The following is a 12,078-nucleotide window of genomic DNA, read 5'->3' as shown; positions in this document are numbered from 1 at the left end:
CCACGCACCCCGCCCTCACCTCGGCGATCATGAGGTTGGCGGCAGTTCATGCCCGTTTTGTCGCCGCCAACCTCATGATCGCCGAGGTGAGGGCGGGGTGCGTGGAGCAGTCACCCGGCCGGACGCCGTCGGCTCAGCGGGTGCTGACCGTGACGTTGCCGCTGGTGGCGGACGCTTCGAGCTGGACCGAGGCGGTCGGGTCGTCGGTGACGCGTACGTCGGTGTCGCCGGACGTCGCGGTGGCGCGCACCCGGTAGCGGCCCGCCGGTACGGCCAGGTCGACGTCTCCGCTCGTGGCGTGCACCCGGGCCGGTGCCGGCTGGTCCAGCTCGACGACGATGTTGCCGGAGGTGGTCTCCGCGTCGATCGCGGAGGCGAGCCGGCGGGCCTCGATGTCGCCGGAGCGGGCCCGCAGCCGCACCGGGCCGGCCGCCTGGACGACCCGGATGTTGCCCGACGTGGTGGACGCGCGGACCTCGCCGGTGGCGCCCCGGACGGTCAGGTCGCCGGAGCTGAGCGTGAACTCCACCGCGCCGACGTCGCTGAGGTCGACGTTGCCCGAGCCGGTGCCGCCGCGCACCACCACGCCGGGCGGCGCGGTCACCTCCCAGGAGATGCTGCACCGGTGCCCGCAGTCGGTGGGCAGGACCAGTTCGTCGCCCTTGATCTCGTACCGGCTGTTCGGCTCGTCGCCCTGGTAGCGGACCACGCGCTTGACGCGTACCTGGTCCGTGGGGCCGTTGGCCCGGACCACGACGTCGCCGGCGCCGTCGTCGTCCACGGTGATCTTGGTGATCTTCGTCCGCTCGGTCTGGTCGAAGTCGAGGCGGCGGAACGAGAGGGTGTCACACCCGGCGAGCACGATGAGGGCGGTGGCCGCGGTGGCGGCCACCACGCCACGTGCCTGGAATCCCGTGCGTGCCTGGAAACCCGCGCGGGGCCGGAAGACGTTGCGCGGCCGGCGACCCGTGCGCGGCCGGGGAGCGGTGCGGAGCGAAGCCATGGCCAGCACATTAGGTCCGGCCGAGCACCCGGCACATCGGGGATCGCCCGACCGTGCACCCCGAGCCGACCCTGAGATCGCACCCGGAGGGAGAATGGCCTGATGGCCGGGTACCGCCGACAGCTCTACCGCGACGACGCGGTGGTGCTGCGTGTGCAGAAGCTGGGCGAGTCCGACCGCATCATCACGCTGTTCACCCGCCGGCACGGCCGGTTGCGCGCGGTGGCCCGCGGCGTGCGGCGCACCACGAGCCGGTTCGGCGCGCGGCTGGAGCCGTTCGGGCACGTCGACCTCCAGCTCGCCGGTGACCCCAAGGGCAACCAGGGCAGCTCGCTGCACACCGTCAGCCAGGTCGAGGCGATCGAGCTGTACGGCAAGCGGTTCCTCGGCGACTACCCCCGCTACACGGCGGCCAGCGCGATCGCCGAGACCGCCGAGCGGCTCACCCCGGTCGAGCGCGAGCCGTCGCTGCGGCTGTTCCAGCTCACCCTCGGCGCGATGAAGTCGCTGGCCCGCGGCGAGCACGCCACCACGCTGGTGCTCGACGCGTACCTGCTGCGCGGCATGGCGTTCGCCGGCTGGGCGCCGGCGCTCGTCGCCTGCGCGGTCTGCGGCGAGCCGGGCCGGCACCGCGCGTTCTCCGTACCGGCCGGCGGCGCGGTCTGCCCGGACTGCCGCCCGCCCGGCGCCGCCCACCCCGCGCCGGCCACGCTGGAGCTGATGTCCGCGCTGACCTCCGGCGACTGGGGGTACGCCGACGCGGCCGAGACCGGCGTACGTCGGGAGTGCAGCGGGCTGGTCGCGGCGCACCTCCAGTGGCATCTGGAGCGCGCGCTACGCTCGCTGCCGCTGGTCGACCGGGGTGCCCCGGCGTCCGGCGCGGTCCCGCCGCCCGGCGGCGCGGGGCCGGATGTGGTCCCGCCGCGCTCCGGCGCCGGGCCCGTCGCCGGTGTGAACAGGGAGATGACCGAGTGATCCGATCGACGAGGGCGACCCGCCGCGAGCCGGTGCCGCCGACCCCGCACCCCTCCGGCGCCCGACCGCCGGCGCTGCCGCCCGCCGCGGTGCCCCGGCACGTCGCCATCGTGATGGACGGCAACGGCCGCTGGGCCAAGGAGCGCGGCCTGCCCCGCACCAAGGGCCACGAGCAGGGCGAGCACAGCCTGTTCGACGCCGTCGAGGGCGCGATCGAGATGGGCATCCCCTACCTGTCGGCGTACGCGTTCTCCACCGAGAACTGGCGGCGCTCGCCGGACGAGGTCCGCTTCCTGATGGGCTTCAACCGCGACGTCATCCGCCGCCGCCGCGACCAGCTCGTCGACCTGGGCGTACGCGTCGTCTGGTCGGGCCGCGCGGGCCGGCTGTGGAAGAGCGTCATCTCCGAGCTGCAGACCGCCGAGGAGATGTCGCGCGGCAACTCGACGCTGACGCTGCAGTTCTGCGTCAACTACGGCGGTCAGGCGGAGATCGCCGACGCCGCCGCCGGGATCGCCCGTGACGTCGCCGCCGGCAGGCTCGACCCCGCCAAGGTGAACGAGAAGACGATCGCCCGGTACCTCTACCACCCCGAGGTGCCCGAGGTCGACCTGTTCCTGCGCCCCTCGGGCGAGCAGCGCATCTCCAACTTCCTGCTCTGGCAGACCGCGTACGCCGAGCTGGTCTACCTGGACACGCTCTGGCCCGACTTCGACCGCCGCCACCTCTGGTACGCCTGCGAGCTGTACGCCCAGCGCGACCGCCGCTTCGGCGGGGCCCTGCCCAACCCGGTGGCACCGGGAGCCTGAGGTCACGCTTACCGACGCGCCGCGCTGGGTACGGATACCGGTAGACGACAAACGCGGAGGTGAACCACATGATTCAGAAGCGGATCGCGCAGTGGGCGGTCATGGCGGTCGCCGTGCCGCTGGCGGCGGCCGGCGCGCGCCGGCTCAGCCACACCCTGGAGGCCCGTCGCGGCCCGTCCGGGGTGAGCCGTCTGCTGACCAAGGGTGCCGACCTGGTCCGGCCGCAGAAGGCCAAGCGTCGCCGGTTCTTCTGACCGCGACGTTCGGCCCTGGTGGCCGCGGCCGGTATCCGGCCCGAGCGTGACGCCCCGCATCCGGCTTTCCCGCCGGGCGCGGGGCGTTTCCGCTCTACGATCGGCGCAGGGCGCGCCTCGCGCCCACCACGGGGGTGGAGGATGCGCGATCTCCGGTACGAGATGACTGCTGCCCTGGCCGCCGCCGACCTGGTGGAGCCGGCCCGCCGGGACGCTGTGGCCGCACTGTGCGCCGACGTGGCGCAGCGGTCGTGCGCCGACCTCGGGCACACCCCGGCGGTCCGCTCCGGTGAGATCGGCGAACTGGCGGCAGGCGAGCCGGCCGCCGGATGGGCGCCCGAGCCGGACGGTCAGCGGGCCTGGTGAGCGCGGGGTTCACGCCTCCACTTCGGAACGGTCGCCCGCCCAGAGCGTGTGGAACGAGCCGTCCCGGTCCACCCGGTGGTACGTGTGGGCGCCGAAGTTGTCCCGCAACCCCTGGATCAGCGCGGCCGGCAGCCGCTGCGCCCGCAGCGCGTCGAAGTAGGCCAGCGACGACCCGAAGGCCGGTGCCGGCACGCCCGCCCGGGCCGCGTCGGCCACCACCCGTCGCCAGGCCGGTACGCCGTCGCTGATCCGCTCGGCGAACCAGGGCGCGACGAGCAGCGTCGACAGGTCCGGCTCCGCGTCGTACGCCTCCCGGATCCGGTCCAGGAAACCGGCCCGGATGATGCAGCCGCCCCGCCAGATGGTGGCCGTACCGCCCAGGTCGATGTCCCAGTCGTACTCCCGGCTGCCGGCCCGGATGTGGTCGAAACCCTGCGCGTACGCGACGATCTTGCTGGCCAGCAGCGCGCGGCGCACGTCCTCGACGAACGTCTCCCGGTCGTCCACCTGCCACTTCTCGCCCGCGTCGCCGAACACGCGGCGGGCGGCCTCCCGCTGGCCGGCGTGGCCGGACAGCGACCGGGCGAACGTGGCCTCGGCGATCCCGGTGATCGGGATGCCGAGGTCGAGCGCGCTCTGCACGGTCCAGCGGCCGGTGCCCTTCTGCTCGGCCTGGTCGAGCACCACGTCCACGAACGCCTGGCCGGTCGCCGCGTCAGTGTGGCCGAGCACGTCGGCGGTGATCTCGATGAGGAACGACCCCAGCTCGCCGCCGTTCCACTCCCGGAAGATCTCCGCGATCTCCGCCGGGCTCGCCGACAGACCGGCCCGCAACAGGTCGTACGCCTCGGCGATGAGCTGCATGTCGGCGTACTCGATGCCGTTGTGCACCATCTTCACGAAGTGGCCCGCGCCGTCCGGCCCGATGTGCCGGCAGCAGGGCTCACCCTCCACCTGCGCGGCGATCTTCTCGAAGATCGGCCCCAGCTTGCGGTACGACTCGGCCGACCCGCCCGGCATGATGCTCGGCCCGAGCAGCGCGCCCTCCTCGCCGCCGGACACGCCGGTGCCGACGAAGTGCAGCCTGTGCTCGCGCAGGGCCTCCTCCCGGCGGCGGGTGTCGGCGAAGTGCGCGTTGCCGCAGTCGACGACGATGTCCCCCTCCTCCAGCAGCGGGACCAGCTCGTCGATCACCGCGTCGGTGGGCGCGCCGGCCTTCACCATCACGATCACCGCGCGGGGCCGCTCCAGCGAGCCGACGAAGTCCGCGAGCGACTCCGACGGCACGAACGTGCCCTCGTCGCCGTGCTCGGCCACGAGGCTGCGGGTGCGTTCCGGCGACCGGTTGTGCACCGCCACGGCGAAGCCGTTGCGGGCCAGGTTCCGGGCCAGGTTGCGGCCCATCACCGCCAGACCGGTGACCCCGATCTGCGCCGTCGCCTGCTCTGCCATGCGTACCGCCACCTCTCGTCCGTGCTGCCGTGCTGCGACCGTATCGCGGTCGTCGGGGGAGCGGGCGGGGACGTCGACAGGGCGTGACCGGCGGGTGGCCGTGCGTCTCGCGCGTTAATTCGGATGCGGGGCACCCGGCGGCGGGTTAGCGTTACGGCATGCGTAAGTGACGCCCCACCTCCGAGCCCGGTCCACCGCCTTCAGTGCCGTGGACCCGTCCTGCTCCGGGCGTCCGCATCCCTTCCCCGCCACCGTCGGTCGCGGTGTCTGTCGTGATCGGAACGCACCGGAGCCCTCGCTCGGCGCGTCCCCGGTCGGCGCGCCCGCACGACAGGAGGCCCGCGAATGCCCGCGAAGCGCAATCCGAAGAAGTCCCGCAAGCAGTCCTCGCCGCAGGTGACCGCGCCGACGCTCGACGCGCTCACCGTGGAGCCGCCCGCGATGGTGCTCCCGGCCGAGCCGGTGGTGCCCGCCGTGTCCGCGGTGGTGCGCTCCACCGAGCCGGCGGCGCCCACTGTGTCTCCGGATGCGGTGTCGGCAGTCCTGGCTGCGCCGACGGTGTCGCCCTCGGAGTCTCTGGAGACCCCGGTCCTGCCGGGCACATCCGCGACGCCGCCCAGATCGGGCCCACCGGCAGGGCGGCAGGCCCGGTTCACCGGGCGCAGTCAGCGCGCCGGCCAGACCCGGTTCTACGCCTTCCGCCGAAGCTGACCGACAGCCCCGTTCCCAGCCGGTCGCCCGCAACCAGATCCCCCCACCCGCCTGACGATCATGAGGTTGGCGGGGATGAAACGGGCGGCCGGTGCCGCCAACTTCATGATCAACGGGGTTGGCGGTCGAGAGGGCTGTAAGGAGTGAGCCCGCCCCGCCGGTGACGGCGGGGCGGGCTCACGGGGGTGAGGCAGGATCAGCAGGTGCCGATCCCGTTCCGGGCGGTGCAGTCGCAGCGCCGGATGCCGTTCACGCAGCGGCAGTACAGGTAGTAGGGCTTCCCGGACCTGCAGTCGCAGTAGGCACCCCAGCCCGGCGTGCAGGCGGTCGCCGCGGCGGCGGCCGTGGTCTTCGGGACGACCAGGCTGAGCACCCGGTCGCCCAGTGATTCGATCAGTCGGATCATCGGGCTCCTCCTTATCGATGTCCGTCCCGCCGGCAGGCAAGACTTCGATGATCATACATGTTTATGACGGTCGATGACCCGTTGAAGCGACCCTGCGTTTCACCACGCCGAGCACATCCGAGTGGGCGAAGTAGCCGACCTGCCGCGAATCGTGACTCGCCGCCCGGTTGTCGCCGATCAGCACCAGCAGCCCTGGCGGCACGGTCGCCGGCGCAACGCCCTCGCCCGGCACCCTTCCGGCGGCGGCCCCGGCCGGCGGGCCGACCGGCGACCCGCCCGGCCCGGGCAGGTCCGGTGGCACCGGATCGCCGGGCAGGGCCGCGATCCTCTTGATCAGCCAACCCTCGTCCAGGACCGGCCTGCCACCGCGGGACCGCCGCATCGGCACCCGCCGCTCGCCGGGCCATCCGGCGACCACGATCTGGCCGGTTCGCAGAGCCGAGGGCGGCACCCGCCGCACCAGCACCCGGTCCCCGGGGCGGTACGTGGGGAGCATGCTCTCACCCTGGACGGTGACCAGCACGTACCGCTCACGCAGCCACCACACCGCCGCGAACGGGGCCGCCACGGCTGCGACGAGCACGGCGGCCACGGCGATCGGCCGGGTCACAGTGCCTCCTCCGGTACCGGATCGAGCTGGTAGCCGTCGGCCTGACGACGGAACAGCTCGGCGTACGCGCCACCGGCCGCCAGCAGCCCGGTGTGCGTCCCCTGCTCGGCCACCCGCCCTTCGGCGAGCACCACGATCCGGTCGGCGTCGCGGATCGAACCGAGCCGGTGCGAGACGAGGACACTGGTACGGCCGGCCCGGTGGGCACGCAACGCGGTGTGCACCTCGTACTCGGCGTCGGGGTCCAGGCCGGAGCTGGGCTCGTCGAGGATCATCAGGTCGTGTTCCTCCCGCAGGTAGGCGCGGGCCAGGGCGATCCGCTGCCACTGCCCGCCGGAGAGGCGCACCCCGGTCTGCAGGTCACCCTGGTCCGACTCACCGAAGAAGATCCGGGTGAGCAGCGTGTCGTAGCCGTGCGGCAACGCCTCGATCACCGGATGCACCCCGGCCTTCCGGGCCGCCCGGACCAGCCGGTCCCGGTCGTCGGACACCGGAAGGTTGCCGACCCCGATGTTCTCCGCCGCGCTCAGGTCGTAGGCCATGTAGTCCTGGAAGACCGCACCGATCCGGCGGCGGAGCTCTGCCACGTCGAGGTCGCGCAGGTCGACGCCGTCCCAGAGGATCGCCCCCCGGCTCGGGTCGTAGAAGCGGCAGAGCAGCTTGACGATCGTGCTCTTGCCCGCACCGTTGAGCCCGACCAGTCCCACCGCCTGACCCGCCGGCAGGTGCAGGTCGACGCCGCGCAGCACCCAGGGCAGCTCGTCGCCGTAGCGGAACCAGACGTCCCGCAGCTCGATGCCCCGGCGCAGTGGCCGCACCGGCGCCGGATCGACGGCGAGCGGCAGATCCACCGGACCGCCGGCGATCACCGCGAAGTGGTCGAAGAGCAGCAGTTGCTCGTGCCCGCTGGCGACGGCACGCACCAGCGCGTTGAGCCCGGTCTGCACGCCCGCGAGCGCGGCGATCACGATCGAGACGTCGCCGACGGTCAGCTCGCCCGCGTACGCCGCCCGGACCGCCCAGAGCAGCCCGGCCCCGCCGACCACCGCCGCGAGCATCCCCAGCCCGCCCTGGACGAGCAGCTCCCGCCGGTCGACCCGGCGCAGCGCCTGGTTGGCCCGGCGTCGCTCCCGCAGCATCCGTCCGCGCAGGAAGTCCTCCAGCCCGAACAGCCGGATCTCCTTCGCCGCCTGCACGTCCTGGAGCAGATCCCGGTAGACGATCTCGGTGCGTTCCCACGGGCCGACCTGCCACTGCACCCGGGCACGCCGTCGGGCGAGGGCCAACTCGGCCAGGAACACGGGTACGGCGGCCAGCAGGACCAGGCCGGTGAGGGCCGGACTGAGCAGGGCGAGCGATCCGACGAAGCCGCCGACCAGCAGCACCCCGCGCACCAGGCCGAAGGCCGCCTCCACCAGTTGGACCGGCATGGCCGCGGCGTCCTGGGCCAACCGCAGCCGGTCCAGGAAGACCGGGTCCTCCAGCCGCGCCAACCCGACCTGGCGTCCCACCGAACGGTAGAGCTCGTCGTCGGCGACGAGGGCGACGTTCCGTCCGATCTCGCCGGTCAGATACGCGCCGAGCTGCGGCAGCAGGGCGGTGCCGAGCCCGGCGACGGCCAGCCCGGCCCCGGCGCCGAGCACCGTGCCCCAGGGCGCGCCGCTGCCGACCGCGTCCAGGACGACCTTGAGCAGCCAGGCGGTGACGATCGGCAGTACCCCGCTCGCCAGCGTGACCAGGCCGTAGGCGGTCGTGGTCAGGAGCGCCCCGCGTCGGACCAGGCGGGCACCCAGGGCGGCAGCGGCCACCAGCGGCCACCGTCGGCGGTCGGTCTGGCGAGGTGCTCCGCCCGGCGGCTCCCCGGGCGGTCGGGCCGACGGGCCGGGGGTGCCGGCGTCGCCCGGCGGACTCATCCGGCCACGGGGGCCGAGAGGTCTTCGATCAGGGAGCCGCTGGCGACGACGACGCCGGATTCGTCGATCAGGCCGATCGCCGGGAAGCCCTGCACCCCGAAGGCGGTGCAGAGCGGCCCTCCGTCGGACTCGACGACCACCCGTGCCACCGGGGTCAGCGCGGCGACGTACTCGCCGGCGGCGTCCCGGTCGCTCACCACGACCCCGACGACGTGGTCCCGGCCGCCGGGGTGCTCGGCGGCGTACCGGATGAACTGCGGCATGCGCTCCCGGCAGGGGGAGCAGTCCGGGGAGAAGAATGCGACGAGGGTGCGCCCGGTCAGCCCGTCCCGCGTGACGGTCACGTCGTCCTCGGTGACCGCCTGGAACTGCGAGACGGTGCTCCCGGCCCCGAGCATGATCTGGTCGCTGTGGCCGCGCCCGGCCTCGACAGCGGTGAGCCGTACGGTGTGCTCGCGGAGCCGCCTGATCACCCCGAAGGTGAGGATCAGATTCAGCAGGCCGATGATGCCGACGACGATGACGGCAGCGGCGAGATACGCCATGGGGTTGCTCCTTCGTGCTTGTCGGAGTGCTCGACTAACGCGGGGTCACTGGTCCACCGGCACCTCTGTGGTCGCCGTCGGGCACGCCGCGCCGACCGGCGGGGATCCGGGGACCGGGCCGCGCGGGCTGGGCGACGAAGAGGTCGGTGATGTCGTCGAACCACACGAAGAGCAGCCCGCCCACCGCACCGGCCACCGCGGCCACGGCGACGCCCGCGAGGGGCACGTCGCCGGTGGCGCCCGCGGCTGCCACTCCCACCAGCGCGGCGGTGGTCAGCAGGCCGTTGCGGAGCAGGTGTCGCCGGCCGAGCGGTGCGCCTGTCGCTCCGAAGCAGCGGCAGGCCACCCGTTGCCGGCGGCCCAGCGTGACGGCGATCCCGATGCTGAAGGCGACCAGGAGCAGGGCCGCGAGCACGTGGCCGAGTCGACGGGTCGGCGGCACCAGCAGCAGGACCGGGACGGCGGCTTCGGCCAGGCCGACCACACCGGCGGCGGCGGGGACGAGCCGCGCCGGCACCACCCGCATGGCGGCGAGCGAGGCGACGAACTCCTGCCAGGACGCGCGGCTGCGGACCTTGCCGGCTGTCGCGGCCAGGAAGACCACGCCGATCAGGCAACGCAGCGCGACGTCCAGGTGATCAAGCACCGGGTCAGGCTAACAATATCGACCACTGTCACGAAAGGAGATCGTCGATGTCCTGATCGGCGGGGTGGGTGGGAGGGGTCAGCCGATCAGGGGGCGGAAGGTGCCGAGCAGCACGCTGAGCGTCAGCGCCGCGCCGGCGATCAGCGCCGCCCCGACGATCAACAGCGTGTCGGCGAGGACGAAGCGCTGACGGCGGGCGACCGAGCGCGGCGTACCCGCGTCGAAGCCCCGGGCGTCCATCGCCACGGCCAGCCGCGTACCCCGCCGGATCGCGCCCACGAGCAGCGTGAACGCGGTGGACGCGAACAGCCGCAGCTTCGCCACCGGGTTGCGGCCGGCGTCCACGCCGCGGGCCCGGCGGGCCATGCTGATCATCCGCCACTCCTGTTCCAGCAGCGGCACCATCCGGAACGCGGCGAGCGCCCCGATGGCGAACCGGGCGGGCGCCTTCGCGTTCTGGATCAGCGCGTCGGCCAGGTCGGTCGGGTCGGTGGTGGCGAACACGACGATGCCGGGCAGCGCGACCGCGAACATGCGCAGCACCAGCCCGAGCGCGGTCATCAGCACGCCCTGGGTGACCAGGACCGGCCCGGCCTCGACCAGTACCGGACCGGAACGGTCGGCCGCGAAGAGCACCAGCGTGACCAGGATGCCGACGGCGCCGGCGAGCAGGGGCCACGCCCGGCGGGCCAGCACCCGGTAGCGGACACCGAACAGCGGCAGCACCGCGAGTTCGACGGCGATGGCGACGGCCGGGGCCACCGGGTCGAGCGTCGCCACCAGGATCAGGGTGAAGACCAGCGCGGCGGCCAGCTTCGCCACCGGGTTGCGCCGGGCCAGCGGAGCGCCGGGTGCGGCGACCGGTTCGAGGCCGATCACGGCGTACGCCCGGCAGCCGGACCGTCGTCGCCCGAGCGCTCGGCACCGACCGGGGGCAGCCCGCCGGGGGAGTGCTCCGCGTCCGGCGGTGACCGGCGCAGGGTGAGCGTCCGGTCGGCCAGCGCGGCCACGAAGTCCTCGTCGTGGGTCACCGCGACCACGCCGTGCCCGGCGTCGCGCAGCTCGGCGAGCAGGTCGACCAGCTCCAGCCAGGTCCGCCGGTCCTGGCCGAACGTGGGCTCGTCGCAGATCAGCAGGCGGGGCGCGGTGGCCAGGGCCGTCGCCACGCTCAGCCGCCGCGCCTCCCCACCCGAGAGGGTGTACGGGTTGGCGCCGGCCAGCTTGTCCAGGCGCAGCCGGTGCAGCAACCCGTCCACGGTGGCGGTCACCGCCGACTCGGGCTGACCGGTGCGGCGCGGGCCGAGCGCCAGCTCGTCGCGCACCGTGGCGGTGACGAACTGGTGCTCCGGATCCTGGAACACCGACCCGATCCGGCGTACCAGCGCCGGTGCCCGCCAGCGGTGCGGGGGAGTACGCGCGTCCCGCCCGGCCAGTTCGGCGGACGCGGTGACGGTGCCCGTTCCGGGGCGCAGCAGACCGCCCAGGAGCAGCGCGAGTGTGGACTTGCCGGCCCCGTTGGGACCGAGGACGGCGAGCGCCTCGCCGGCGCGTACCCGAAGGTCGGTGGGGTCGAGCCGGGGTGGGAGGCCGAGCCGGTCGGCGGTGAGCAGCACGTCGCCCGGCGGCGTGGTGGCGTGCCGGTGCGGCACGGTGCGGCCCGGCACCCAGACCCCGGCGGCGGCCAGCGCGTCGCCGTGGGCGGCGAAGACCGTCTCGGGTGGCCCGTCGGCGCGTACCCCGCCGCCGGGTTCCAGCACCACGACGCGGTCGACCAGCGGCAGCGCCTCGGTGACCCGGTGCTCGACCAGGATCATCGTGGTGTCCGGGTCGAGCGCGTTCGCGACGGCGCGGCGGATCAGGGCGGCGCCGGCCGGGTCGAGGTTGGCGGTGGGCTCGTCGAGCAGCAGCAACCCCGGCCGCAGTGCGAGCGTGCCGGCCAGCGCCAGCCGCTGCTGCTCGCCGCCGCTGAGCGCGGCGGCCGGGCGGTCCCGGTCGTACGGGAAGCCGACCCGGTGCAGCGCCTCGTCGACGCGGGGCCAGATCTCCCCGGCGGGTACGCCACGGTTCTCCAGCCCGAACGCCACGTCGTCGCCGGAGCGGGCCATCACGAGCTGGGTCTCCGGATCCTGGAAGACGATGCCGACGCGCTCGCGGGCCTTGCGCGGGTCCAGCCCGTCGATCTCGACGGTGCCCTCCTGCTCGCCGGAGTCCTCCGGCAACAGCCCGGCGAGCGCGGCCAGCAGCGTGCTCTTGCCGGCCCCGGAGGGCCCGAGCAGCAGCACCCGCTCCCCGCTCTCCACCCGCAGATCCACTCCACGCAGAGCCCAGCGCCGGCGCCCCCCGTGCCGCCACCCGAATCCCCGCAGCACCACAGCGCTCACCGCCCAC

Annotated in this window: 14 protein-coding genes; 5 read left to right on the top strand and 9 right to left on the bottom strand. The window is 74.0% G+C overall.

Translation table 11 applies throughout. From position 1 onward, the window contains the following. Positions 1-133 precede the first annotated feature (133 nt). Positions 134-1,003 (bottom strand): DUF4097 family beta strand repeat-containing protein, encoded by an 870-nt coding sequence (locus EAD96_RS27855; RefSeq protein WP_233586193.1) that lies wholly within the window; start codon positions 1,001-1,003, stop codon positions 134-136. Between the two features lie 102 nt (positions 1,004-1,105). On the opposite strand from EAD96_RS27855, the gene recO reads away from it, so the two are divergent. The 4 genes from recO to EAD96_RS27835 all read left to right on the top strand — a co-directional run bounded on the left by recO (position 1,106) and on the right by EAD96_RS27835 (position 3,407). After that, on the top strand, positions 1,106-1,978 hold the full coding sequence (recO, locus tag EAD96_RS27850; protein ID WP_120568512.1) for a DNA repair protein RecO: 873 nt from the start codon (positions 1,106-1,108) through the stop codon (positions 1,976-1,978). A 32-nt stretch (positions 1,979-2,010) separates the two neighbouring features. Beyond that, entirely contained in the window at positions 2,011-2,787 is a 777-nt protein-coding gene (locus EAD96_RS27845; protein ID WP_199733322.1) for an isoprenyl transferase, read from the top strand. Between the two features lie 68 nt (positions 2,788-2,855). Continuing rightward, entirely contained in the window at positions 2,856-3,041 is a 186-nt protein-coding gene (locus tag EAD96_RS27840; protein ID WP_073831832.1) for a hypothetical protein, read from the top strand. Positions 3,042-3,182: 141 nt separating this feature from the next. Continuing rightward, a complete protein-coding gene (locus tag EAD96_RS27835; protein ID WP_121686331.1) occupies positions 3,183-3,407 on the top strand; it encodes a thioredoxin reductase in 225 nt (74 codons plus the stop codon). 9 nt (positions 3,408-3,416) lie between these two features. Here EAD96_RS27835 and gndA read toward each other — a convergent pair whose 3' ends face one another. Beyond that, positions 3,417-4,859, bottom strand: coding sequence for an NADP-dependent phosphogluconate dehydrogenase (gene gndA / locus EAD96_RS27830; protein WP_121686335.1), 1,443 nt, complete (start codon positions 4,857-4,859; stop codon positions 3,417-3,419). A gap of 345 nt (positions 4,860-5,204) precedes the next feature. Here gndA and EAD96_RS27825 point away from each other — a divergent pair, with 345 nt between their 5' ends. Beyond that, a complete protein-coding gene (locus tag EAD96_RS27825) occupies positions 5,205-5,570 on the top strand; it encodes a hypothetical protein (RefSeq protein ID WP_121686330.1) in 366 nt (121 codons plus the stop codon). A gap of 196 nt (positions 5,571-5,766) precedes the next feature. Here EAD96_RS27825 and EAD96_RS27820 read toward each other — a convergent pair whose 3' ends face one another. From EAD96_RS27820 to EAD96_RS27790, 7 genes are all read right to left on the bottom strand, one after another. Further along, positions 5,767-5,976 carry a hypothetical protein gene (locus EAD96_RS27820; protein ID WP_120568514.1) on the bottom strand — a complete coding sequence of 70 codons (210 nt, stop codon included), beginning with the start codon at positions 5,974-5,976 and terminating at the stop codon, positions 5,767-5,769. Positions 5,977-6,037: 61 nt separating this feature from the next. Beyond that, positions 6,038-6,586 carry a S26 family signal peptidase gene (locus EAD96_RS27815; RefSeq protein ID WP_233586192.1) on the bottom strand — a complete coding sequence of 183 codons (549 nt, stop codon included), beginning with the start codon at positions 6,584-6,586 and terminating at the stop codon, positions 6,038-6,040. After that, positions 6,583-8,394 (bottom strand): ABC transporter ATP-binding protein, encoded by a 1,812-nt coding sequence (locus EAD96_RS27810; RefSeq protein WP_233586191.1) that lies wholly within the window; start codon positions 8,392-8,394, stop codon positions 6,583-6,585. The genes EAD96_RS27815 and EAD96_RS27810 overlap by 4 nt, the downstream gene beginning before the upstream one ends. Before the next feature lie 101 nt (positions 8,395-8,495). Continuing rightward, the gene (locus EAD96_RS27805; protein ID WP_121686328.1) at positions 8,496-9,044 is read right to left on the bottom strand and encodes a TlpA disulfide reductase family protein; all 549 of its coding nucleotides are present in this window, start codon (positions 9,042-9,044) and stop codon (positions 8,496-8,498) included. 34 nt (positions 9,045-9,078) lie between these two features. Next, on the bottom strand, positions 9,079-9,690 hold the full coding sequence (locus tag EAD96_RS27800; protein WP_121686327.1) for a MauE/DoxX family redox-associated membrane protein: 612 nt from the start codon (positions 9,688-9,690) through the stop codon (positions 9,079-9,081). Positions 9,691-9,768: 78 nt separating this feature from the next. Continuing rightward, on the bottom strand, positions 9,769-10,569 hold the full coding sequence (locus tag EAD96_RS27795; protein ID WP_120568518.1) for an energy-coupling factor transporter transmembrane protein EcfT: 801 nt from the start codon (positions 10,567-10,569) through the stop codon (positions 9,769-9,771). Beyond that, complete coding sequence (locus EAD96_RS27790; RefSeq protein ID WP_233586194.1) at positions 10,566-12,071, bottom strand: ABC transporter ATP-binding protein; 1,506 nt, start codon at positions 12,069-12,071, stop codon at positions 10,566-10,568. The genes EAD96_RS27795 and EAD96_RS27790 overlap by 4 nt, the downstream gene beginning before the upstream one ends. Positions 12,072-12,078 lie beyond the last annotated feature (7 nt).

This window comes from Micromonospora sp. BL1, assembly GCF_003667485.1.
GTDB lineage: Bacteria > Actinomycetota > Actinomycetes > Mycobacteriales > Micromonosporaceae > Micromonospora > Micromonospora tulbaghiae.
The sequence above is the reverse complement of the archived record's forward strand: the minus strand, read 5'-3'. Positions and strand labels throughout refer to the sequence as shown.